Origin of the sequence: Gordonia alkaliphila (assembly GCF_023017165.1) — a bacterium.
GTDB lineage: Bacteria > Actinomycetota > Actinomycetes > Mycobacteriales > Mycobacteriaceae > Gordonia > Gordonia alkaliphila.
Genome location: NZ_JALKBW010000001.1, coordinates 1,904,568 through 1,926,622 on the forward strand (window position 1 = coordinate 1,904,568; position 22,055 = coordinate 1,926,622).

The window sequence follows — 22,055 nt, forward strand, 5'->3', positions numbered from 1 at the left end:
GGGATGTCTCCCCCGATACTAGAACACGTTCTAGTGCAGGGTCAGGACTTGGGGCTCACGTCGAGCACCACATCGAACTCCAGCAGGTCAGCACCGGTGGCCACCGGCTTGCGATCGCCGGAGTGCGCGGCGCGGGCGTCGCCGCCGGCCCACGCCTGGAAGCTCTCCTCGTCGGCCCACTGGGTCACCACGAAATACCGGTCGTCGCCCTTGGTGGGGCGCAGCAGCTGGAAGCCGAGGAAGCCGGGTGCCTGCTCGACGACGCCCGCGCGCCCGGCGAAGCGCTTCTCGAGCTCGGCGCCGTGCTCGGCGGGGACACTGATCGCGTTGATTTTCACAATTGCCATGACTGCAGGGTACGCGGCGCGACTACCGGCGTCCGGGGCCGCGCGGCGACTAAGGTGTCATCCCGTGGATGAGACTCCCGGTCTGCCGGGTCATGGCGGCCAGTACGACTTACGCGGTCTGCTCGACCACGGCGGCGACGAGCGGGCCGGTTTCGAGCAGGGCTTCGGCGCCATCGTGCTGCTGCACGGGCTGATGGGTCGGGGCGCCACCTGGCGTCGACAGATTCCCTGGCTGCGCCGGTACGGCCGGGTCTTCACCTACGACGCCGCCTTCCATCAGGGCGCCGACCGCGTCGGCACGCCGACGGCCGAGGAGATGTCGACCGAGCGTTTCGTCGCCGACGTCGCCGAGGTGCTCACCTGGATCGACCGCGGCCCGGTGGCGCTGATCGGCCATTCGATGGGCGGCCTGCACGCCTGGTGTACGGCGGCTGCCTACCCCGAGTTGGTGGGCGCGCTGGTGGTGGAGGACATGGCTCCGGACTTCCGCGGGCAGACCACCGGCACCTGGGCGCCGTGGTTCGAGAGCTGGCCCGAGCGGTTCGCCGGCCTCGACGAGGCGGTCGCGCACTTCGGTCCGGTCGCCGGTCGGTACTTCTACGAGGCCTTCGACGACGGACGACTGCACGGCTCGATCCCGGTCTGGGCGGCCATCGCCGAGGAGTGGGGCGGCCGCGACTTCTGGACGCAGTGGGAGGCGGTGAGCGTGCCGTCGTTGCTGCTGGAGGCCGAGTACTCGGTGGCGCCCGCCGGTCAGATGCGGCAGATGGCCGAGCGCAATCGGCTCGCCACTCATCTGACGGTGCCCGGGGCCGGACACCTCATACACGACGACGCCCCGGAAGTGTTCCGGGGCGCCGTCGAGGCTTTCCTGTCGCGCGTCGGTCCCGTCTAGGACCTCGGCGCGGCGCCGATCAGTGCGGCAGCACCGGCGTCGCCGGGGCGTCGAGATCCACGTCCTCGGTCACCAAATCGGAGACCTTCCGGCGGGGCAGGAAGAACGCCGGGATGAAGCAGCAGGCCACCAGGACAGCGGCCACCAGGAAGGTGGTGCTGAAGCCGTTGGCCGCGTCGACCTTGGCGGCCTCGATGACCGGCTCCGGCAGGTTGACGCCCGGCATGCCGATGGACATCAGGATGCCGCGGGTGTCGGCCAGCAGCAGGCCGGTGAAGATCACCGTGATCACGGCGGTGCCGATCGACGCGGCGGTCTGCTGCAGGGCGTTCAGCATGGTGGAACCGTCGCTCACGTCGTCGCCGCGCAGCGAGGCGAGGGCGGCGGACATGATCGGCATCATGGTCATGCCCATGCCCAGACCCTGGATGAACAGGGCGCTGCACAGGTACACGTAGTTGGGCTGCGGGCCCACCGCGATGAACATCGCGACACCGATGAGGATCAGCACCAGGCCGCCGAGGACGAACTTGCCCGGGCCCATCTTGTCGGTGAGCTTGCCGGCGATCGGCATGGTCAGCATGGCGCCGATGCCCTGCGGGGCCAGCAGCAGGCCGGCCATCATCGGGCTCTTCTCTCCGACCATCTGGAAGTACTGCGGGTACAGCAGGCCCGAGCCGAAGAAGGCGACGGCGAAGAAGGCCATGGTGATCACCGAGACGGTGAGCGTGCGGTTGCGGAACAGGCGCAGGTCCAGCAGCGGGTACTTGGCGCGCAGGGCCCAGAACACGAAGGCCAGGATCAGCAGGCCGCCGACGATCATCGAGACATAGACGCGCGGGGCGTTGAACGTGCCCTCCTCGGCCGACGACGACACGCCGAACAGGAACAGCGCCAGGCCCGGCGACAGCAGCAAGAGGCCGACGATGTCGAGCTTGCGGCCCGGGTTCTTGTCGTCGGTGGGCAGCACCATCCAGGCGTAGACCAGGGCGATCAGGCCGAGCGGGATGTTGATCAGGAAGATCCAGTGCCAGGAGGCGATGTCGATCAGCCAGCCGCCCAGAATCGGGCCGGCGATCGGGCCCAGCAGCATCGGGATACCGAGGATGGCCATCACCGAACCGACCCGGTCGGGTCCGGCCGCGCGGGTCATGATCATCATGCCGATCGGCATGAGCAGACCGCCGCCGAGACCCTGAATCATGCGGAAGGCCACCAGCATGCCGATGTTGGTCGACAGCGCGCACAGCAGCGAGCCGAGCAGGAACAGCACCAGCGAGGCGATGTAGACGTTGCGCGTGCCGAACCGGGAGGCGGCCCAGCCCGCGGTGGGAATCACCGCGGCCAGCGCCAACGTGTAGCCGGTCATCGTCCAGGCGACGGTGGCCGGATTGTCCACGTTGAACTCTTGCATGAACGGCAGCTGCGCCACCGCCACGACGGTGACGTCCAGAATGGACATGATGGCGCCGAGAACCACGACACCGGCCACGATGAAGACATCGCGACCCAACTTGTCGGGCGCGACGGCCGGGGAGGCCTGGGACATGGGGATTCCTTAACGTCGAAGGGGGTGAAGCGGGTCAGGCGTGGTGGACCAGCGGCGGCGGCAGGTAGGCGGCGGCCGCGGCCACGGCCTGGTGCAGCCGGTCGCGGACATCGTCGGGGATCGCCTGCAGCGGTGCCCGCACGGAATGGCTGTGCACTCGGAACTGCTCGGTCAGCAGGTCGTGACCGGAGCCGGTGAGGGACAGGCGCTTCACGCGGCGGTCCTGGGCGTCCTCGCGGCGGTCCACGAAGCCGAGGGCCACCAGGCGATCGGCGGCGCGGCCGGCCGCCGGGAGCGACAGGCCCACCTCGTCGGCCACCTCGTGGACCGGGCAGGCCTTGCCGCGGGCCAGGACGAACAGCATGCGCAGCTGGGACACGGTGAGTTCGGTGGCGGCGACGGCCTCGACGGCGGTCAGTTGCGCAGCGCTCAGCAGTCGGTCGATGAAGTCCGCCACGGCGGTGGCGGTCGCTTCGACGGCGGAGGTGGCGGGTGCAGACACCCGGATATGGTTACGCAGGCGCAACTATTGCTGCAACACAACCAATGGTGAGCTTGCTCACTTCGCGGCTAGGCTTGTGCACCATGACGCAGAACACGCACGGCATCAAGGACATTCCGGTCACCGCCCTGGACGGCTCGGCGCTCGCGCTGGCCGACTTCCCGGGCCCGTTGCTGATCGTCAACGTCGCCTCCAAGTGCGGCCTCACCCCGCAGTACGCCAAGCTCGAGGAACTGGCGCGCACCTACGGCGACCGCGGTCTCACCGTGGTCGGCATGCCGTGCAATCAGTTCATGGGGCAGGAGCCCGGCACCGCCGACGAGATCGCCACCTTCTGCTCGGTGACCTACGGGGTCACCTTCCCGCTGCTGGCCAAGGCCGATGTGAACGGTGACGACCGGCACCCGCTGTACGCCGAACTCACCCGCGCGGCCGACGCCGACGGCGAGGCCGGCGACATCCAGTGGAACTTCGAGAAGTTCCTCGTCGGTGCCGACGGGCAGGTCCTGGGCCGCTTCCGTCCGCGCACCGAACCCGATGCGCCCGAGGTGATCGCGGCGGTCGAAGCGGCGCTTTAGTCGTCGGCCGGTCCATGCCGGTACAGTGAACGTCGTCGTACGAGCTGTGAGGAGCGGTGCCCAGATGGCGCGTGTAGTGGTCGATGTGATGCCCAAGGCCGAGATCCTGGACCCGCAGGGACAGGCGATCGTCGGTGCCCTCGGGCGCCTCGGATTCTCCGGCGTCACTGACGTCCGGCAGGGGAAGCGTTTCGAGCTGGAGGTCGACGACTCGGTCGACGACGCCACGCTGGAGCGCATCGCCGAAGAAGTGCTCACCAACACGGTGATCGAGAACTTCTCCGTCACCCGTATCTCGGAGTGACGACGATGAGCGCGCGTATCGGAGTCATCACCTTCCCCGGCACGCTCGACGATGTCGACGCGGCTCGCGCCGTGCGGCTCGCCGGTGCCGAGGCCGTCAGCCTGTGGCACGGCGACGCCGACCTGCAGGGCGTCGACGCCGTCGTCGTCCCGGGCGGCTTCTCTTACGGCGACTACCTGCGCTGCGGCGCCATCGCCAGCTTCGCGCCGGTGATGCAGTCGGTGGTCGACGCGGCCCGCGGCGGCATGCCGGTGTTGGGCATCTGCAACGGCTTCCAGATCCTCTGCGAGGCCGGACTGCTGCCGGGCGCCCTGACCCGGAACGAGGGTCTGCACTTCATCTGCCGCGATCAGTGGCTGCGCGTGGAGAACAATTCCTCGGCGTGGACCACCCGGTACGAGGCCGGTGCCGAGATCCTGATCCCGCTGAAGTCGGGTGAGGGTCGCTACCAGGCTGACGAGCGCACGCTCGCCGAACTGCAGGGCGAGGGTCGCATCGTCTTCACCTACGCGGGCGACAACCCGAACGGCAGCCAGCTCGATATCGCGGGCATCTCCAGCGAGAACGGGCGCGTCGTGGGCCTCATGCCGCACCCCGAGCACGCCATCGAGGCGCTGACCGGACCGAGCGACGACGGCCTCGGGCTGTTCTACTCGGCCATCGACTCGGTGCTCGCGAGCGTCTGACACCACCAGCGATGATCGCCACCTCTGCCGGCGCCGAGGGACTCGGCGCCTTCATCGACGCGTCGCCGTCGCCCTTCCACGTCTGCGCCACCGTCGCCGCCGAACTCGACGCGGCCGGTTACGAGCAGCTGCTCGAGACCGACCCCTGGGACGGCCGGGTGGCCGGGCGCCGCTACGTGATCCGCGGCGGGTCGATCATCGCGTGGAATGGCTGCGAACTCGCGCCGTTGCGCATCGTCGGCGGTCATACCGACAGCCCCAACCTGCGGGTCAAGCAGCATCCGGACCGGTCCAGCGCCGGTCTGGCAACGGTGGCGCTGGAGCCGTACGGCGGCGCGTGGCTCAACTCCTGGCTCGATCGCGACCTCGGTCTGTCCGGTCGGCTGGCCTACGCCCACGACGGCGGGGTGGCCCACGCGTTGGTCCTGATTGACGAGCCGGTGCTGCGCGTGCCGCAGCTGGCGATCCACCTGTCCGAGGACCGCAAGGGCGTGCAGCTGGATCCGCAGCGGCACGTCGACGCGATCCGCGGAATCGGAGAGGCCCGGCCGCTCCTGGAGTGGCTCACCGAACGCGCCGGGCTGACCCCGGGCAGCGTCCTCGGTTGGGAACTGATGACCCATGACCTAGCGCCGTCGCAGCTGATCGGCACCGACCGCGACCTGCTCAGTGCGCCGCGGCTGGACAACCAGGGGACCTGCTACGCAGGATTGCGCGCGCTGCTCGACGCCGCGCCGGGTGACACCGTCCAGGATGAGAGCACCGCGATGCTGGCGCTCTTCGACCACGAAGAGGTCGGCTCCGGCTCTGAACGCGGCGCGGCGTCGGACTTCCTGGTAACCGTCTGCGAACGCCTGATCGGCGGACTCGGCGGCACCCGGGACGACTTCCTGCGGCTGATGGCCGCGAGCTTCCACGTCTCCGGCGACATGGCGCACGGCACCCACCCGAACTACCCGGATCGGCACGAGCCCGGCCACCGCATCGACCTCGGCGGCGGACCGGTGCTGAAGGTGAACCAGAATCTGCGCTACGCCTCCGATGCGACCGGCGAGGCCGAGTTCGCGCTGGCTTGCCGGGCCGCGGGCGTTCCGCTGCAGCGCTACGTGCACCGCGCCGATCTGCCGTGCGGCTCCACCATCGGACCGCTCACCGCGGCGCGCACCGGCTTGAAGACGGTCGACGTCGGGGCCCCGCAGCTGGCCATGCACAGCGCCCGCGAGCTCATGGCGGCCGCCGATGTGCCGATGTACTCGGCCGCGCTGCAGGCCTTCCTCACCCGGGGCGGAGCACGCTGAGCTCGGTGCCCTGCGTCAGCACCACGTAGCCGTTCACCGCGGCGGCGGTGCCGTTGATCTCGCGGTCCCAGGCGATGGTGCCGGCCGCGGCGTCGTAGGCGGTGAGAGTGGCCCGGCTCGCCATGAGCAGCGTCGACCCCGATGATCCCACGCAGCGCAGCAGGTCCAGATTGTGCTCGGGGTCGGTGATCGAGGGCGGTGCCATCGAGCCGAGCGCGGCGCCGTCGCGCAGGTCGAAGAAGCGGCGCGACCGGTCCTTGCGCGCGAAGGCGACGATGTCGCCACAGGCGCGGGTGTTGCTCTTGGACAGTTCCGGGTCGGCGATCTGCCACAGACCCTTGCCGGTGGCCGGGTCGATCACCTCGTAGTGTCCGGAATCCTCCATCATCGCGGCCGCCCCGGTGCCGGCCAGGACGGGCAGCACCGAGTCGCCGCTGACCACGGTCATGCTGCGCGCGGTGCGCACCGGGGTGGCGGCGACGCTGCGGTCGGTGCGCGGATAGACCTGCACCTGACGTCCGTCGGGGCCGTTGCTCACGGTCAGCACGCCGCTCTCGTACACCCGGACGTCACACTGCTCGCACGCGAGCAGGTCGGCGCCGGTGGTCGGGTCCAGCACGAAGCCGCGTCCGTCGGCGGTCGTCACCACCAGCAGGCCGCCGTTCACGGTGGCTTTCGCGGCGGAGGCGAAGCCGCGTTCCCAGCGGGCATCCCCGGCCGGGGTGCGCAGGGTGACCTGCCTGCCGAACTGGTTGATCCGCAGGAAGTCGTTGCCGACCGCGGTGACCTGCACGGTGTCGTCGAGCGGGCCGGCCTCCTGCGGGGTGCCCTCGTCGTCGATCAGGTAGAAGCCGTTCGGGCGGTCGCCGAGCTTCACCGCGCAGCCGACGCGGCGGTCCCCGGTCAGCGCGCAGTCGCCGAGCCCGGCGCGGACCGGCGTCGTCCACCGTTGGTCGCCGGTCACCCCGTCGACGAGCGTGAAGGACCGTCCCAGGCCCGACGGGTACGACAGCAACCAGTCGGCGCCGCGCTGATCGGCGACGGTGATCGGGCCGGAGCCGGTGTAGCCCGGCAGCGACTGATCGTCGACGGTCCATGCCGTCTCGGGTGCGGCGGAGTAGTCGCGCAGCAGGCCGTCGTCGCCTCGATGATCCTGCTCGGTCGGGCCCCACAGGACGGCGCCCGCGATCACCACCAGCAGCAGGGAACCGAGGATGCCGACCGCGGCGATACCGGGCCGACGGCGGGAGGAATAGTCCGAACGCGACATGGGTTCAGTCTTTCACGGCCCTTCGGGGCCGCAGCTTGAGTGTCGTTCGCTCAGGGCGTACGCGGTCGGGAACATCGCCCGGGCGTGCAGCGTTGGAGATCACAGACCCACCGAAGCGAGCTGCGACGGTCGTCCCCGGTGATCTCGCCGCGGCGACCGGGGTGATGACCACTACAGTGGAGGCAGATGGCTCGCTGCCGGGGCCAGCAACACAAGGAGAACAATGTTCGAACGGTTCACCGACCGCGCGCGCCGGGTCGTCGTCCTGGCGCAAGAAGAAGCGCGGATGCTCAATCACAACTACATCGGCACCGAACACATCCTTCTGGGTTTGATCCACGAGGGTGAGGGTGTCGCGGCCAAGGCTCTCGAGTCGCTGGGCATCTCGCTGGAGGCCGTCCGCAGCCAGGTGGAGGAGATCATCGGACAGGGCCAGCAGGCGCCGTCCGGTCACATCCCCTTCACCCCGCGGGCCAAGAAGGTCCTCGAGCTGAGCCTGCGCGAAGCGCTGCAGCTGGGCCACAACTACATCGGCACCGAGCACATCCTGCTCGGCCTGATCCGCGAGGGCGAGGGCGTCGCCGCCCAGGTCCTGGTGAAGCTGGGCGCCGACCTCAACAGCGTGCGCCAGCAGGTCATCCAGCTGCTGTCCGGCTACCAGGGCAAGGAGCCCGAGGCCGCAGGCACCGGTGGCCGGTCGTCCGGCGATGCGGGCACGCCGTCCACGTCGCTCGTCCTGGATCAGTTCGGTCGCAACCTGACCGCGGCCGCCGGCGAGGGCAAGCTCGACCCGGTGATCGGGCGCGAGAAGGAGATCGAGCGGGTCATGCAGGTGCTGTCCCGCCGCACCAAGAACAACCCGGTGCTGATCGGTGAGCCGGGCGTCGGCAAGACGGCCGTCGTCGAAGGCCTCGCGCAGGCGATCGTCGCCGGCAACGTGCCGGAGACCCTCAAGGACAAGCAGCTCTACAGCTTGGACCTGGGTTCGCTGGTCGCCGGCAGCCGCTACCGCGGTGACTTCGAAGAGCGACTGAAGAAGGTCCTCAAGGAGATCAACACCCGCGGCGACATCATCCTGTTCATCGACGAGCTCCACCAGCTGGTCGGTGCCGGTGCCGCCGAAGGTGCGATCGACGCCGCGTCGATCCTGAAGCCGAAGCTGGCTCGCGGTGAGCTGCAGACCATCGGCGCCACCACGCTCGACGAGTACCGCAAGTACATCGAGAAGGACGCCGCGCTGGAGCGTCGTTTCCAGCCGGTGCAGGTCGGCGAGCCGTCGGTGGAGCACACCATCGAGATCCTCAAGGGTCTGCGCGACCGCTACGAACAGCACCACAAGGTGTCCATCACCGACGGGGCGCTGGCCGCCGCTGCAACGCTGGCCGACCGGTACATCAACGACCGGTTCCTGCCGGACAAGGCGATCGACCTGATCGACGAGGCGGGCGCGCGCATGCGTATCCGCCGGATGACCGCTCCGCCAGACCTGCGCGAGTTCGACGATCGCATCGCCGACGCGCGTAAGGAGAAGGAGTCGGCGATCGACGCGCAGGACTTCGAGAAGGCTGCGAGCCTGCGCGACAAGGAGAAGCAGCTGATCTCCGAGCGCGCCGAGCGCGAGAAGCAGTGGCGTGCGGGCGACCTGGACGTCGTGGCCGAGGTCGACGACGAAGAGATCGCCGAGGTGCTGGGCAACTGGACCGGTATCCCGGTCTTCAAGCTCACCGAGGAGGAGACCACCCGCCTCCTGCGCATGGAAGACGAGCTGCACAAGCGGATCATCGGCCAGGAGGACGCCGTCAAGGCGGTCTCGCGGGCGATCCGTCGTACGCGTGCCGGTCTGAAGGACCCCAAGCGTCCGTCGGGCTCGTTCATCTTCGCCGGCCCGTCCGGTGTCGGTAAGACCGAGCTGTCCAAGGCGCTGGCCAACTTCCTGTTCGGCGAGGACGACGCGCTCATCCAGATCGACATGGGCGAGTTCCACGACCGCTTCACCGCGACGCGGCTGTTCGGTGCCCCTCCGGGCTACGTCGGCTACGACGAGGGCGGCCAGCTCACCGAGAAGGTGCGGCGCAAGCCGTTCTCGGTGGTTCTGTTCGACGAGATCGAGAAGGCCCACTCGGACATCTACAACACGCTGTTGCAGGTGCTCGAAGACGGCCGCCTGACCGACGGTCAGGGCCGCACGGTGGACTTCAAGAACACGGTGCTGATCTTCACGTCGAACCTCGGAACCCGGGACATCTCCAAGGCCGTGGGTATGGGCTTCAGCAAGGACGACGGCACCGGCTCGAACTACGAGCGGATGAAGCAGAAGGTCAACGACGAGCTGAAGAAGCACTTCCGCCCGGAGTTCCTGAACCGTATCGACGATGTCATCGTGTTCCACCAGCTGACGCAGGACGAGATCATCAAGATGGTCGACCTGATGATCGGCCGCGTGGAGCAGCAGCTCAAGGCCAAGGACATGGACCTCGAGCTCACCGAGAAGGCCAAGAACCTGCTCGCCAAGCGGGGCTTTGATCCGGTGCTGGGTGCGCGACCGCTGCGTCGCACCATTCAGCGCGAGATCGAGGACCAGCTCTCGGAGAAGATCCTCTTCAACGAGATCGGCGCCGGTCAGATCATCCTGATCGACGTCGAGGGCTGGGACGGCGAAGGCGACGACGACGGCGCCAAGTTCGTCTTCTCCGGCACGCCGCGTCCGCGCGAGGTGCCCGACGTGCCCGCCGAGCTGACCGAAGCGGCAGAGGGCGAAGCGGGCTAGAGTCCGCAGCGCTGACCACAGCAGTATCCGAAGGGCCCGGCAGTTTCTGCCGGGCCCTTCGGCATCGCGGGGCGGGCGTTATGCGACGATCGGACCGGAGCGCAATCGTTGCGCTGACAACAGTGGGGGATCAATCGCATGACATTTGGCCCGCCTCCGTGACCGCACCCCGGCCCGAATCCGTTCGGCGCTCAACCGCCGCAGCAGCCGATGCCCGGCGGTACGCTGCCGGCGTCAGCGGAAAGCGAGGCGCTGCTCGCGTTCGTCGGCCCGGAGTCCCGCCGTCGTCTGATCGTCGGCGTGGCCGCGGCGATCGCGGCGCTGCTACTGGTGATCGGTAGTTTCCTGACGTGGGCGGCGGCGAGCGACACATTCTCCGACGAACACCGGACCCGCGTTCCCCACCGGTCCGGGCGGCTACCCGTAACGGGGCGGATTCCCCCAGCGGGGTGGCTTCCCTTCTCCTCAGGGTGGCTTCGGTCCGCAGCAGGGTGGATTCCCGCCCTCTCTCTGAGGATCGATTCCGTGCGACTCGATTCAGCGCGCAGGTGATGCGTCTCGGCGGGCCCGGCAGAGTTTCTGCCGGGCCCGTCGGCATCGCCGGTGAATGTGCGACGATTCTGCCCATGAGCGACCGCCCCGCTGTTCGTTACTCGCGCCGCCGCATGTTCGGTGGCCTCGTCGCTCTCGCCGCGGCGGCCCTGCTGATCGTCGGCAGCTTCCTGACCTGGGCGTCGGCCAGCCAGACGTCGGCGGAGGAGTTCGAGGAGGTGCCCATGACGGTGACCACCTCGGCCACGATCAGCGGCATGGGCTCGGTGTCGCTCGATCTCGAGGTGGCCGATGCGCCGCCGAGCTTCCCGCAACTCGATGGGGCCTATCTCGATCAGGAGGCGTCCGAGGGGGAGGAACACACCCGGATGCCGGGCATCTGGACGGTGGTCTTCGGGGCGCTCATCGCGGTCGGTGCGGTGGGGCTGCTGGTCCAGCGGCTCGCCGGTGCGAGCGCGTTCCTGGTCTCGCTGGTGGCGCTCGCCGCCTTGCTCGCGGTGATCGTCTTCTTCACCGATCCGCTGGCCGCGGTCACATCCGGGTCGATCGGCGACAGTGCGTCGGGCGATTTCGCGGCGGGTGTGGGGCTCTGGCTGGTGTTGATCGGTGCGGTGCTCGGCCTGGTGGCCGGTGCGGTGAGCGTGCGGCGGCCTCGGGTCGCGTAACTGGCACCGGGACACCGCCCTGTTATTCTTGGGACCGTTGTTACTGATGTGACAGGAGTCTTGTATGCGTGCGGTGATCCGGAGTGCGGTTGCGGCGGCAGCGGTGCTGCTGGTGGTGCCGGGGGTGGCCGCCGCCGATCCGCAGTCGCCGGAGCCGTCGGTGTCCGCACCGCAGACTGCCGAGGGATCGTCGCGGATCGTCGGGACGCATGCTCCTGCGCCGCAGCAGGAGACGATCGTGGTCTACTCGGCCGCAATGGACCGGAACATCCCGCTGACGGTCTTGCGCCCGCGCGACACCGCGAAGCCTGCGCCCGTGCTGTACCTGCTGAACGGTGCGGGCGGCGGCGAGGACGATGCCAGCTGGGCGGCGAAGACCGACTACACGAAGTTCTTCGCCGATAAGCACGTGAACGTGGTGACCCCGATCGGTGGTGCGTTCTCGTACTACACCGACTGGCAGCGCGACGATCCGGTGCTGGGCCGCAACAAGTGGCAGACCTTCCTGACGCGCGAACTGCCGCCGCTGCTGAACCGGGAGCTGGGCACCACCGGCGCGAACGCGGTCGCCGGTATCTCGATGGCCGGCACCTCGGTGCTGAACCTGGCCATCGCGGCTCCCGAGCTGTACCGCTCGGTGGCGGCCTACAGCGGATGTGCGCGCACCAGTGACCCGCTGGGCCAGGCGTACATCCGCACGGTCGTCGAGGACCGCGGCGGTGCCGACGTCACCAACATGTGGGGGTCGCTCGACGGTCCCGGCTGGCGCGCCAACGATCCGTACTTCCAGGCCGACAAGCTGCGCGGCACCAAGGTCTATCTGACCACCGGGACCGGGCTGCCGGGCGAGTACGACCGACTGGGCACCCGCCTCATCCAGGGCGATCCGCTGGTTTTGGCCGATCAGATGCTGCTCGGCGGGGCCATCGAGGCCACCGTCTTCACCTGCACGCAGCAGATGGGCGAGGCGCTGGCCCGCGCCCGGGTCGACACGACGCTGATCCAGCGTCCCACCGGTACGCATTCGTGGGGGTACTGGGAGTCCGACCTGCACCGCACCTGGCCGTCGATCGCGGCCGATCTGCAGCGCCGCTGACCTCAACCCGCAACGGGAGGGTTGCGCCGCGGCTGTCGGGTCAGCGGTCGAGCAGCAGGCGGACGGTCTGCGCCATCCGGTTGGTCACGTCGGTGGCCGAGGCCCGGCGGGTGAGCCACTGCACCAGGTTCGACATCCACACGTCCGAGATCACGCGGGCCACGGCGAGCTCGTACTCGGTCGGCTGGCCGGATTCCCGGTCGGGATCCATCATCGCCCCGGCCAGCAAGCGGTCGATGGTGGTGGCGACGCGATCCACTTCGCCGGCCGCGGAGGCGTCGGCGAACATGAAGGCGCGGGTCATGGCCTCGGTCAGCAGGGGATCGCGCTGCATGGCGTAAGTGATCATGTCGAGTACGTTGCTGAGCCGCTCGATCGGGGTGTCACCCGGCAGGGCGGTCCGATCGACGCGGCCCTCCACGCGTTCGAGTTCCCGGGAGAGCGCGGTGACCAGCAGATGCACCTTCGACGGGAAATAGCGATACAGGGTGCCGACGGCCACTTCGGCCTTGTCGGCGACGGCACGCATCTGCACGGCGTCGTAACCGCCCTTGGAGGCCAGCGCCAGCGTCGAGTCCAGAATGCGCCGTCGCCGTTCCCGCTGTGCCGCGGAGCCGACCTCCGCGCCTGAGGTCGGCGCGACGACCGGGGGTGCCGGGGTCGTCGTGTCGGCGTCGCCGGAAACTGATGCTGCCATGCAGGCAATCCTTCACTCGCTGGGACCGTGTGTGTGTGTGTGTGTGTGGGGGCGGTTGGCACCGCCCTAGGTATTGGTGTACACCCTATCTAAGTAGAACAGGTTCTAATTGTTGGTCACAAGCGCGAAACGAAGGAACTGCCGTGACAATCGCCACCACCCTTGAGCAGCAGGCCGTGATCGAGGCCATTTCGGGCTGGGCCCAGGCGCGTGACGTGCGCGAGCTGGTGCGCGCCGATGTCGACAAGCCTACGGCGTCGTGGCGTCCGCTGTGGGCGCAGATCGCCGATCTCGGTGTTTTCGCTGCTGGCGTGTCGGAGGAGCACGGCGGTGCCGGCGGCACCTTCGCCGATACCGCGGCCATGCTGTCGGCGAGCGGCGTGGAGCTGGTGCCCGGTCCGCTGGCGGCGACGGCCGCGGCTGCCGCTGCGCTCGCCGAGCAGGGTCTGCCGGTGGCCGAGGCGCTGATGTTCGGTGAGCGCCCGGCGGTGATTCCGGCGTTCGCGGTGGCCGCGGGTGCGCCGCTGACCGTCACCGACGGGGTGGCCGACCTGGGGGCGGTGCCCGGGTTCGTCGACGACGCCGTGATTCTCGCGCCGCTGGACCTGACCGGTGGTTGGTGCGTCCTCGACCCGTCGGCAGGCGGCGTGCGGGTGCGCAGCGCCGAGGTCGGTAAGACCGTCGACGGCACCGTGGCGCCCGTGCACGTGATTCTCGAGGGCGTGGACACCGGCTCGGTGATCTCGGTGGACGACGGTGACCGCCTGCACGCGCTGCTGATCGGCGCGCTCGCGGCGTACCAGGCGGGCGTCGCCCGCCGCACGCTCGACCTGGCGGTGGACTACGCGAAGGTGCGCACCCAGTTCGGTGCGCCCATCGGTTCGTTCCAGGCCATCAAGCACATCTGCGCGGACATGCTGTGCCGCGCCGAGCAGCTGGCTGCGGCGTCGTGGGATCTGGCGACCGCACTCGACGATCGCGACGCGGACCAGGTGCGGCTGAGCGCGCTGGCGACGGCGGCGCTGACCGCCGATCTGTCGGTGGCCAACGCCAAGGATGCGATCCAGATCCTCGGCGGCATCGGCTTTACCTTCGAGCACGAGGCGCACCTCTACCTGCGGTCGGCGCTGGCCGTGCGCGCACAGCTCGACAGTGGCACCCCCGCCAAGCTCGCCCTCGGCGAGCTGGGTCGGGCCGGCGCGCGTCGCGAGTTCGCTGTCGACCTGGCCGACGTCGAATCCCGTCGGCCGGAGATCGCCGCGCTGGCCGCCGAGGTGGCCGCAGCGGGTGAGGCGTCCTGGCGTTCCGAGCTGGCCCGCACCGGTCTGCTGATGCCGCACTGGGACGCGCCGTTCGGGCTGTCCGCCGATCCCGCCCTGCAGTTGCTGATCGACGCCGAACTCGATCGCGTCGGCGTCCGTCGCCCGGACCTGGTGATCGCCGGGTGGGCGCTGCCGACGATCCTGGAGCACGGCACCGACGAGCAGCGCGAGCGCTTCATCGCGTCGACGCTGGCCGGCGACATCACCTGGTGCCAGCTGTTCAGCGAGCCCGAGGCCGGCAGCGACCTGGCATCGCTGCGCACCAAGGCGGTCCGGGTGGACGGCGGCTGGGAGCTGACCGGTCAGAAGATCTGGACCTCGCAGGCGCACGACGCCCAGTGGGCCGTCTGCCTGGCGCGTACCGACGCGCAGGCGCCCAAGCACAAGGGCATCACCTACTTCCTGGTCGACATGGCCGCCGCCGGCCTCGACGTGCGGCCGTTGCGCGAGATGACCGGGCGCGCGCTGTTCAACGAGGTCTTCCTCGACAGCGTCTTCGTGCCCGATGCCGACGTGGTGGGCGAGGTGAACAACGGCTGGCGGCTCGCGCGCACCACGCTCTCCAACGAGCGCGTCGCGATGGGCGGTGCCGGCCTGGGCAAGGAGGTCGACGCCCTGCTGCGCCAGCTCGACGCCGATCAGACCGTGCTGTCGGAGCGGTCGGCGGAGACCCTCGGCGGCCTGATCGCCGACGCGCACATCGGGCGCGTGCTCGACGCGCGAGCCCTCACCCAGCGTCTGTCGGGCACCGATCCGGGTGCCACCTCGAGCGTGCGCAAGCTGATCGGCGTGGTGCACCGCCAGTCGGTGCCGGAGTTCGCGCTCGACCTGCTGGGGCCGGCCGCGCTGGTGCCGGGGGAGGCCAGCGAGCTCTTCCTGCTGAACCGGTGCCTGTCGATCGCCGGCGGCACCACGCAGATCCTGAAGACGGCGGCCGCCGAGCGGATTCTGGGTTTGCCCCGGGGATGACCCGATGAAGTAGAACCTGTTCTAATATGGAACGTGTTCTTGTTTTGTGCGCGGATGGTTTGAACGGAGGAACGGGTGGACTTCACCCTGGAAGCGGCGGCAGCGGCAGTAGCCGAGGCGACGCAAGAGGTAGTGGGCCGATTGGCCCCAGACTGGACCGACAAGTTCGACGCTGACGGTTTCGACCGGGCGGCGTGGGAGGCGTTCACCGGCGCCGGGCTCACCGTGCTCGCGCTGCCCGAGGCACTGGGCGGTGACGACCTGCCGCTGGACGCGCTGGCGCCGCTCGCCACCAGTGCGGGCCGTGCCGCAGCGGTGACGCCGCTGGTCGGAACGCTCGCCGCCACCGCGTGGCTCGGGCAGCATCCGGCGGCCGCCGAGCGCGTCGCCACCGAAGAAGGCTGGTACGCCGTCGCCGTCGCCGAACGCGGGCAGGCACTCGGTGCGCCGTCGCGCATCACGCTGCGCGCCGACGGTGACGCGAGCGTGCTGACCGGCGTCAAGACCGGCGTCGCCTTCGCGGAGGGCGCCGCGGCGCTGCTCGTCGTGACCGCCGACGGGGTGGTCCTGGTCGATCCGCAGGCCGCCGGCGTCACTCTGACCAAGACCCCGACCTCCTCGGGGGCGGCCGAGTTCACCGTGACCTTCGACGAGGTCGCCGTGACCGCCGACGACGTGCACGACGGCGCGGAGCTGCTCGCCGCGGACTACCGCGCGCTGCTGGCCGCGTACTCCGCCGGTCTCCTCGCCGGAGCCATGGCGATGACGGCCGAACACGTGACCGTCCGCGAACAGTTCGGCAAGCCGATCGCCGCCTTCCAGGCGGTGGGGCAGCAGCTGGCCGACATCTACGTGGTCTCCCGCACGCTCGACTTGATCGCCACCTCGGTGGCGTGGCGTCTGTCCAACGAGCTCGACGCCGCCGCCGATCTGGCGACCGCCGATTACTGGGTGGCGGCGGAACTGCCGAGCGCGCTGCGCACCATGACGCACCTGCACGGCGGGATCGGCGTCGACATCACCTATCCCCTGCACCGCTACTTCTCGCTCGCCAAGGACCTGGCGCGCGTGGTCGGCGGTTCGACCGGCGCGCTCGACGTGCTCGCCGACGTCACCGTCGAGGAGGCGGCATGTTCCTAGACATGACCGACGCGCAGCGGGCGCTGCGCGACGAACTGCGGGAGTACTTCACCGGGCTGATCAGCGCCGACGACGAAGTCACCATGCGCACCGAGCGGCACGGCGAGGCCTACCGCGGCATCATCAAGCAGATGGGCGCCGACGACCGTCTCGGCGTCGGCTGGCCGGCCGAATACGGCGGCAAGGGCTTCGGCGAGTTCGAGCAGCAGCTCTTCACCAACGAGGCCGTCCGCGCCGATGTGCCGCTGCCTTCGGTGACCCTGCAGACCGTCGGGCCGACGCTGCAGCAGTACGGCACGCAGGAGCAGAAGGACAAGTTCCTGCCGGCCATCCTGTCCGGCGACGTGCACTTCGCGATCGGCTACACCGAGCCCGACGCCGGCACCGACCTGGCCTCGCTGACCACCCGCGCCGTCCGCGAGGGCGACGAGTACGTGGTGAACGGCCAGAAGATCTTTACCACCGGCGGCCACGACGCCGACTACATCTGGCTGGCGGTGCGTACCGATCCGGACGCGCCCAAGCACAAGGGCATCTCGATCCTGATCGTCGACACCACCGATCCGGGGTTCTCGTGGACGCCGATCATCACCGCCGACGGTGCGCACCACGTCAACGCCACCTACTACAACGACGTCCGGGTTCCGGCGTCGATGATGGTGGGCGAAGAGGGTGGCGGCTGGAAACTGATCACCACCCAGCTCAACCACGAGCGCGTCATGTTGGGGCCGGCCGGCCGCATCGGCGGACTCGGCGACCGCATGCGCGAATGGGCGTCGACCGCGACCTACGACGGGGCCCCGGTGATCGAGCAGCAGGCCGTGCGGCGCGTCGTCGCGCAGATCGGCGCGTACGAGCGGCTCAACGAACTCCTCAACTGGCAGGTGTCCGCTTCGGGTGAGGTCTCGATGGCCGATGCGTCGGCCACCAAGGTCTTCGCCACCGAACGCCTCCAGGTGATCTACCGCCTGATCGACGACGTGGTCGGTGCCTACGGCGACTTCACCGACCCGGCGACCGCGGCATTCGTGGAGTGGCTCGACCTGCAGGCCAAGCGCAACGTGGTCATCACCTTCGGTGGCGGCGTCAACGAAGTGATGCGCGACCTGATCGCGACGGCCGGCCTGGGCCTGCCGCGGAACAAGAGGTGACCGGGATGGACCACGACCAGATCCGCGCAGCCGCCGCCGACCTGAAAGCGGCCGGGGCCAGCGCCCCGCTGCGCGGGCGCGACCCGATCAACCAGCCGATGATCCACAACTGGGTCGAGGCGATGGGCGACGCGAACCCGATCTACGTCGACGACGAGGCCGCCCGCGCCGCAGGGCACCCCGGCATCGTCGCACCGCCGGCGATGGCGCAGGTGTGGACCATGCGCGGCCTGCACGGTGTGCGCGCCGCCGACGACCCGCTGGGTCGGGCCACCGAACTGTTCGACGAGGCCGGCTACACCTCGGTGGTGGCCACCAACTGCGACACCGTCTACCACCGGTACACCCGGCCCGGCGAAGAAGTGACGCTCTCGGCCGAGCTCATCGACGTGACCGGACCGAAGCAGACGGCACTGGGCGAGGGCTGGTTCTTCACCACCCGCAACACCTGGTCCGTCGGCGACGAAGTGGTCGCCGTGATGGAGTTCCGGATCCTCAAGTTCCGGCCCGGCTCGGCCGCACCGGCGAAGCCCGCGGCGCCGGAGGGCCTCGAGCCCGCGAAGCTGCTGCGCCCGTCGGTCTCCCGCGACACCGCGTTCTTCTGGGAAGGCGTGGGCGCCCACGAGCTGCGCATCCAGCAGCTCGAGGACGGCTCGCTGCACCATCCGCCGATCCCGGCCACCTGGAAGCCCCGCGGCGCCGACGGCCAGTACCCCGGCACCGACTACGTGGTCGCGGCCGGCACCGGCACTGTCTTCAGCTTCGTGGTCCACCACGCGCCCAAGGTGCCCGGTCGTGCGCTGCCCTTCGTGGTGGCGCTCGTCGAGCTCGACGAGGGCGTGCGCATGCTCGGTGAGCTGCGCGGCGTGGACCCGGCCGAGGTGAAGATCGGCATGCCGGTGCAGGTGGAGTTCCTCGACTTCGACGCCACCGACGATGCCCCGGCCTGGACCCTGTACGCATGGAGTGCGCGATGACCGACACCATCCACACCGGCCGGATCTCCGTGGGAGATGTCTTGCCGCCGTTGACCATTGACGCGACGCCGACCTTCGTCGTCGCCACGGCGCTGGCCACCCGGGACTTCCAGGACGTCCACCACGATCGGGATCTGGCGCACGCGAAGGGGTCCAAGGACATCTTCGTCAACATCCTCACCGACACCGGTCTGGTGGAGCGCTTCGTCACCGACTGGGCCGGCCCGCGCGCGCGGATCGGCTCCATCAAGCTCAAGCTCGGTGTGCCCTGGTACGCCTACGACAGCCTGACCTTCACCGGCGAGGTCACCGACCTCGACGGCGACGTCGTCACCGTGGCGGTGACCGGCACCAATTCCCTTGGCAAGCACGTGATCTCGACGGTCACCTTCTCCCGGGAGGGGGACCGATGAGCGATCGCACTCTGTCCGGCAAGGCGGCCATCGCCGGAATCGGCGCGACCGACTTCTCCAAGGACTCCGGTCGCAGTGAGCTGCGGCTGGCGGCCGAGGCGGTCAACGCCGCGCTCGCCGACGCGGGGCTCACGCCCGCCGACGTCGACGGTCTGGTGACCTTCACGATGGACACCAACGCCGAGATCGCGGTGGCCCGCGCCGTCGGGATTCCGGAGCTCAAGTACTTCTCCCGCATCCACTACGGCGGCGGCGCCGCCTGCTCCACCGTGCAGCAGGCCGCGATGGCCGTCGCGACCGGTGTGTGCGAGGTGGCCGTGGCCTACCGCGCGTTCAACGAGCGGTCCGGGCTGCGTTTCGGTCAGGTGAACTCGGCCGTCGCCAACCAGGAGAACTCGTCGGGCACCGACAACGCCTTCTCGTACCCGCACGGCCTGTCGACGCCTGCCGCCTTCGTCGCGATGGTGGCGCAGCGGTACATGCACGAGTACGGCGCCACTAGCGAGGACTTCGGCCGGATCGCCGTCGTCGACCGCAAGCACGCGGCCGTCAACCCGAACGCGTTCTTCTACGGCAAGCCGATCACCCTGGCCGATCACCAGGCCAGCCGGTACATCGCTGAGCCGCTGCACCTGCTCGACTGCTGCCAGGAGTCCGACGGCGGCGTGGCCGTCGTCGTGGTCTCCCCGGAACGCGCCAAGGATCTGGCGAAGCGTCCGGTGACCATCGCCGGCGCCGCGTCGGGCAGCGGCCGCGACCAGTTCATCATGACCAGCTACTACCGCGACGAACTCGCCGGGCTGGAAGAGATGGGTCTGGTGGGCCGGCAGCTATGGGCGCAAGCGGGCATGAGCCCGTCCGACGTCGACCTGGCGATCCTGTACGACCACTTCACCCCGTACACGCTGATGCAGCTCGAAGAACTCGGCTTCTGCGGACGCGGTGAGGCCAAGGACTTCGTCCGCGAACCGGGCGCCCTCGAAGTGGGTGGACGACTGCCGCTGAACACGCACGGCGGACAGCTCGGCGAGGCCTACATCCACGGCATGAACGGCATCACCGAGGCGGTCCGGCAGTTGCGTGGCGACTCGGTGAATCAGGTCGACGGCGCGTCCGCCGCCCTGGTCACCGCCGGTACCGGCGTGCCGACCTCCGGCCTGATCCTGACCGTCGACTAGCCCCACACCGTCGCACCACTCCCACCACCGCACCGGCCTGCAGGCCAGGCGCTCTTCCGCAAGGAGAAAGTTCCATGAAGTTCAATCTCGCCACCGTCTTCGAGACCGTCGCCGACGCGGTGCCCGACCGCGACGTGCTGACCTACGAGGGCAAGGGCATCACCTACGCCGCCATGGACGCGCAGACCAGCCAGGTGGCGCACCTGCTGGCCGCGCACGGCATCGGCCGTGACGACAAGGTGGCGCTGTACCTGAAGAACAGCGTCGAGCACGTCGCCGCGCTGCTGGGCATGCTCAAGATCGGCGCCGTTCCGGTCAACGTGAACTACCGCTACACCGAGCCGGAGCTGGAGTACATCTTCGACAACTCGGACTCGGCGGCGATCATCGTCGAACTGCCCGAGCACCAGGCGCTGCTGGCGAAGGTGCTGGACAAGCTGCCGGAGCTGCGCGTGATCTTCGTGATCGGCGAGGTCACCGAGGAACTGAAGGCCGCCGCCGGCGACACCATCGGGCTGGTCGACTTCGCGGACTGGACCGAGCAGTCGACCGAACGCGACTTCCCCGAGCGCAACGGCGAAGAGCTGTACCTGATCTACACGGGTGGCACCACCGGCTACCCGAAGGGTGTCATGTGGCACCACGACGACTTCTTCCGGAAGCCGATCTCCGGCGGCAACCCGTACGGACCGGCCCGCGAAAGCTACGAGGAGCTGGGCCGCGAGGTCGCGAACTTCCCGTCGCTGGCCTTCCTGATCGCCGCCCCGCTGATGCACGGCGCCGCGTCGTACTCGCTGTTCACCTTCCTGTCGCTGGGCGGCCGCCTCATCCTGGAGCGCGACTTCGACCCGGAGGCGATCGTCGGGAACATCGCGCGCGACCAGACTCAGATGATCCTCATCGTCGGCGACGCCATGGGCATGCCGCTGGTGGAGGAGATGGAGCGTCGTCAGGAGGAGCTCGACCTGTCGTCGCTGTTCATGATCGCCTCGGGCGGCGCCATCTGGAGCCAGAGCGTCCGCGATCGCTTCACCAAGATCAAGCCGGAACTGGTGCTGCGCGACAACTTCGGCGCCTCCGAGTCGGGCAACGACGGCGAGATCTCGCTGGACGAGAACGGCAACCTCAAGATGCCGCCCACCGACCGGATGATGGTGGTCAACGAGAAGTTCGAGCGCATCACCACGCCGGGCGAGGTGGGCTACATCGCACGCGTCGGCAACATCCCGCAGGGCTACTACAAGGACCCGGAGAAGACCGCCAAGACCTTCCCGACCATGGCCGACGGCACCCGCATCTCGGTGCTCGGCGACATGGGCTACGTCCACGAAGACGGCAGCACCGTGTTCCTGGGCCGCGGCAGCCAATGCATCAACACCGGCGGCGAGAAGGTGTACGCCGAAGAGGTCGAGGCCGCACTGCACGGTCACCCGGACGTCGCCGACGCCCTCGTCGTGCCGGCCCCGGACCCCAAGTACGGCCAGCGCGTCGCCGCCGTGGTGCAGCTGCAGCCGGGCGCCGCGGAGCCGACCCTGGAAGAGATCCAGGAGTTCTGCCGCCAGACGCTGGCCCGCTACAAGGTCCCGCGCACCCTGGTGGTGGTCGACGAGGTGCGCCGCACCCCGGCCGGCAAGGCCGACTACCGCTGGGCCAAGGCTGCCGCGGAGGCGGTCGAGGCCTAAGCGGTCGACGTCTGAGC

General features: G+C 69.2%; 20 protein-coding genes. 15 read left to right on the plus strand and 5 right to left on the minus strand.

Annotated features, from left to right (window positions below; genetic code table 11):
* Positions 1-41: 41 nt before the first annotated feature.
* Positions 42-347, minus strand: a complete 306-nt coding sequence (locus MUG78_RS08575; RefSeq protein WP_246993863.1) for an antibiotic biosynthesis monooxygenase family protein — start codon at positions 345-347, stop codon at positions 42-44.
* 64 nt (positions 348-411) lie between these two features.
* Between MUG78_RS08575 and MUG78_RS08580 the strand changes: the two genes are divergently transcribed.
* Complete coding sequence (locus tag MUG78_RS08580; protein ID WP_372493168.1) at positions 412-1,242, plus strand: alpha/beta fold hydrolase; 831 nt, start codon at positions 412-414, stop codon at positions 1,240-1,242.
* Positions 1,243-1,261: 19 nt separating this feature from the next.
* Here MUG78_RS08580 and MUG78_RS08585 read toward each other — a convergent pair whose 3' ends face one another.
* Both MUG78_RS08585 and MUG78_RS08590 read right to left on the minus strand, forming a co-directional pair.
* The gene (locus MUG78_RS08585; protein WP_246993865.1) at positions 1,262-2,791 is read right to left on the minus strand and encodes a DHA2 family efflux MFS transporter permease subunit; all 1,530 of its coding nucleotides are present in this window, start codon (positions 2,789-2,791) and stop codon (positions 1,262-1,264) included.
* A 34-nt stretch (positions 2,792-2,825) separates the two neighbouring features.
* Positions 2,826-3,293 carry a MarR family winged helix-turn-helix transcriptional regulator gene (locus MUG78_RS08590; RefSeq protein ID WP_246993867.1) on the minus strand — a complete coding sequence of 156 codons (468 nt, stop codon included), beginning with the start codon at positions 3,291-3,293 and terminating at the stop codon, positions 2,826-2,828.
* 83 nt (positions 3,294-3,376) lie between these two features.
* On the opposite strand from MUG78_RS08590, the gene MUG78_RS08595 reads away from it, so the two are divergent.
* The 4 genes from MUG78_RS08595 to MUG78_RS08610 all read left to right on the plus strand — a co-directional run bounded on the left by MUG78_RS08595 (position 3,377) and on the right by MUG78_RS08610 (position 6,159).
* Positions 3,377-3,871 (plus strand): glutathione peroxidase, encoded by a 495-nt coding sequence (locus MUG78_RS08595; protein WP_246993869.1) that lies wholly within the window; start codon positions 3,377-3,379, stop codon positions 3,869-3,871.
* Positions 3,872-3,935: 64 nt separating this feature from the next.
* Entirely contained in the window at positions 3,936-4,175 is a 240-nt protein-coding gene (gene purS / locus MUG78_RS08600; RefSeq protein WP_246993871.1) for a phosphoribosylformylglycinamidine synthase subunit PurS, read from the plus strand.
* 5 nt (positions 4,176-4,180) lie between these two features.
* On the plus strand, positions 4,181-4,861 hold the full coding sequence (purQ, locus tag MUG78_RS08605) for a phosphoribosylformylglycinamidine synthase subunit PurQ (protein ID WP_246993873.1): 681 nt from the start codon (positions 4,181-4,183) through the stop codon (positions 4,859-4,861).
* An 11-nt stretch (positions 4,862-4,872) separates the two neighbouring features.
* The gene (locus MUG78_RS08610; protein WP_246993875.1) at positions 4,873-6,159 is read left to right on the plus strand and encodes a M18 family aminopeptidase; all 1,287 of its coding nucleotides are present in this window, start codon (positions 4,873-4,875) and stop codon (positions 6,157-6,159) included.
* Here MUG78_RS08610 and MUG78_RS08615 read toward each other — a convergent pair.
* Complete coding sequence (locus MUG78_RS08615) at positions 6,137-7,429, minus strand: outer membrane protein assembly factor BamB family protein (protein WP_246993877.1); 1,293 nt, start codon at positions 7,427-7,429, stop codon at positions 6,137-6,139. The two genes, MUG78_RS08610 and MUG78_RS08615, sit on opposite strands and share 23 nt — an antisense overlap.
* A gap of 223 nt (positions 7,430-7,652) precedes the next feature.
* Between MUG78_RS08615 and MUG78_RS08620 the strand changes: the two genes are divergently transcribed.
* From MUG78_RS08620 to MUG78_RS08630, 3 genes are all read left to right on the plus strand, one after another.
* Positions 7,653-10,196 carry an ATP-dependent Clp protease ATP-binding subunit gene (locus MUG78_RS08620; protein WP_246993879.1) on the plus strand — a complete coding sequence of 848 codons (2,544 nt, stop codon included), beginning with the start codon at positions 7,653-7,655 and terminating at the stop codon, positions 10,194-10,196.
* Positions 10,197-10,822: 626 nt separating this feature from the next.
* The gene (locus MUG78_RS08625; RefSeq protein WP_246993881.1) at positions 10,823-11,413 is read left to right on the plus strand and encodes a hypothetical protein; all 591 of its coding nucleotides are present in this window, start codon (positions 10,823-10,825) and stop codon (positions 11,411-11,413) included.
* A 64-nt stretch (positions 11,414-11,477) separates the two neighbouring features.
* Positions 11,478-12,509 carry an alpha/beta hydrolase gene (locus tag MUG78_RS08630; RefSeq protein ID WP_246993883.1) on the plus strand — a complete coding sequence of 344 codons (1,032 nt, stop codon included), beginning with the start codon at positions 11,478-11,480 and terminating at the stop codon, positions 12,507-12,509.
* A gap of 40 nt (positions 12,510-12,549) precedes the next feature.
* On the opposite strand, the gene kstR is transcribed toward MUG78_RS08630, so the two are convergent.
* Positions 12,550-13,206 carry a cholesterol catabolism transcriptional regulator KstR gene (kstR, locus tag MUG78_RS08635; protein WP_246993885.1) on the minus strand — a complete coding sequence of 219 codons (657 nt, stop codon included), beginning with the start codon at positions 13,204-13,206 and terminating at the stop codon, positions 12,550-12,552.
* A gap of 143 nt (positions 13,207-13,349) precedes the next feature.
* Between kstR and MUG78_RS08640 the strand changes: the two genes are divergently transcribed.
* From MUG78_RS08640 to MUG78_RS08670, 7 genes are all read left to right on the plus strand, one after another.
* Positions 13,350-15,497, plus strand: a complete 2,148-nt coding sequence (locus MUG78_RS08640) for an acyl-CoA dehydrogenase family protein (RefSeq protein ID WP_246993887.1) — start codon at positions 13,350-13,352, stop codon at positions 15,495-15,497.
* Positions 15,498-15,572: 75 nt separating this feature from the next.
* Positions 15,573-16,637, plus strand: a complete 1,065-nt coding sequence (locus tag MUG78_RS08645; RefSeq protein WP_246993889.1) for an acyl-CoA dehydrogenase family protein — start codon at positions 15,573-15,575, stop codon at positions 16,635-16,637.
* Positions 16,628-17,788: an acyl-CoA dehydrogenase family protein gene (locus MUG78_RS08650; protein ID WP_246993891.1), complete on the plus strand. Its 1,161-nt coding sequence runs from the start codon at positions 16,628-16,630 to the stop codon at positions 17,786-17,788. Before MUG78_RS08645 ends, MUG78_RS08650 begins: the two co-directional genes overlap by 10 nt.
* Positions 17,789-17,793: 5 nt before the next feature.
* The gene (locus tag MUG78_RS08655; RefSeq protein WP_281499810.1) at positions 17,794-18,765 is read left to right on the plus strand and encodes a bifunctional MaoC family dehydratase N-terminal/OB-fold nucleic acid binding domain-containing protein; all 972 of its coding nucleotides are present in this window, start codon (positions 17,794-17,796) and stop codon (positions 18,763-18,765) included.
* Positions 18,762-19,178, plus strand: coding sequence for a MaoC family dehydratase (locus MUG78_RS08660; protein WP_246993895.1), 417 nt, complete (start codon positions 18,762-18,764; stop codon positions 19,176-19,178). Before MUG78_RS08655 ends, MUG78_RS08660 begins: the two co-directional genes overlap by 4 nt.
* A complete protein-coding gene (locus MUG78_RS08665) occupies positions 19,175-20,356 on the plus strand; it encodes a lipid-transfer protein (RefSeq protein WP_246993897.1) in 1,182 nt (393 codons plus the stop codon). Before MUG78_RS08660 ends, MUG78_RS08665 begins: the two co-directional genes overlap by 4 nt.
* 74 nt (positions 20,357-20,430) lie before the next feature.
* Positions 20,431-22,038, plus strand: coding sequence for an AMP-binding protein (locus MUG78_RS08670; RefSeq protein ID WP_246993899.1), 1,608 nt, complete (start codon positions 20,431-20,433; stop codon positions 22,036-22,038).
* Positions 22,039-22,055 lie beyond the last annotated feature (17 nt).

Excerpts from the sequence above, each read along its gene's own strand:
- MUG78_RS08575 (WP_246993863.1), bottom strand. The coding sequence starts at position 347 with ATGGCAATTGTGAAAATCAACGCGATCAGTGTCCCCGCCGAGCACGGC.
- MUG78_RS08585 (WP_246993865.1), bottom strand. The coding sequence starts at position 2,791 with ATGTCCCAGGCCTCCCCGGCCGTCGCGCCCGACAAGTTGGGTCGCGAT.
- MUG78_RS08595 (WP_246993869.1), top strand. The coding sequence starts at position 3,377 with ATGACGCAGAACACGCACGGCATCAAGGACATTCCGGTCACCGCCCTG.
- purS (WP_246993871.1), top strand. The coding sequence starts at position 3,936 with ATGGCGCGTGTAGTGGTCGATGTGATGCCCAAGGCCGAGATCCTGGAC.
- purQ (WP_246993873.1), top strand. The coding sequence starts at position 4,181 with ATGAGCGCGCGTATCGGAGTCATCACCTTCCCCGGCACGCTCGACGAT.
- MUG78_RS08610 (WP_246993875.1), top strand. The coding sequence starts at position 4,873 with ATGATCGCCACCTCTGCCGGCGCCGAGGGACTCGGCGCCTTCATCGAC.
- MUG78_RS08615 (WP_246993877.1), bottom strand. The coding sequence starts at position 7,429 with ATGTCGCGTTCGGACTATTCCTCCCGCCGTCGGCCCGGTATCGCCGCG.
- MUG78_RS08620 (WP_246993879.1), top strand. The coding sequence starts at position 7,653 with ATGTTCGAACGGTTCACCGACCGCGCGCGCCGGGTCGTCGTCCTGGCG.
- MUG78_RS08625 (WP_246993881.1), top strand. The coding sequence starts at position 10,823 with ATGAGCGACCGCCCCGCTGTTCGTTACTCGCGCCGCCGCATGTTCGGT.
- MUG78_RS08630 (WP_246993883.1), top strand. The coding sequence starts at position 11,478 with ATGCGTGCGGTGATCCGGAGTGCGGTTGCGGCGGCAGCGGTGCTGCTG.
- kstR (WP_246993885.1), bottom strand. The coding sequence starts at position 13,206 with ATGGCAGCATCAGTTTCCGGCGACGCCGACACGACGACCCCGGCACCC.
- MUG78_RS08650 (WP_246993891.1), top strand. The coding sequence starts at position 16,628 with ATGTTCCTAGACATGACCGACGCGCAGCGGGCGCTGCGCGACGAACTG.
- MUG78_RS08655 (WP_281499810.1), top strand. The coding sequence starts at position 17,794 with ATGGACCACGACCAGATCCGCGCAGCCGCCGCCGACCTGAAAGCGGCC.
- MUG78_RS08660 (WP_246993895.1), top strand. The coding sequence starts at position 18,762 with ATGACCGACACCATCCACACCGGCCGGATCTCCGTGGGAGATGTCTTG.
- MUG78_RS08665 (WP_246993897.1), top strand. The coding sequence starts at position 19,175 with ATGAGCGATCGCACTCTGTCCGGCAAGGCGGCCATCGCCGGAATCGGC.
- MUG78_RS08670 (WP_246993899.1), top strand. The coding sequence starts at position 20,431 with ATGAAGTTCAATCTCGCCACCGTCTTCGAGACCGTCGCCGACGCGGTG.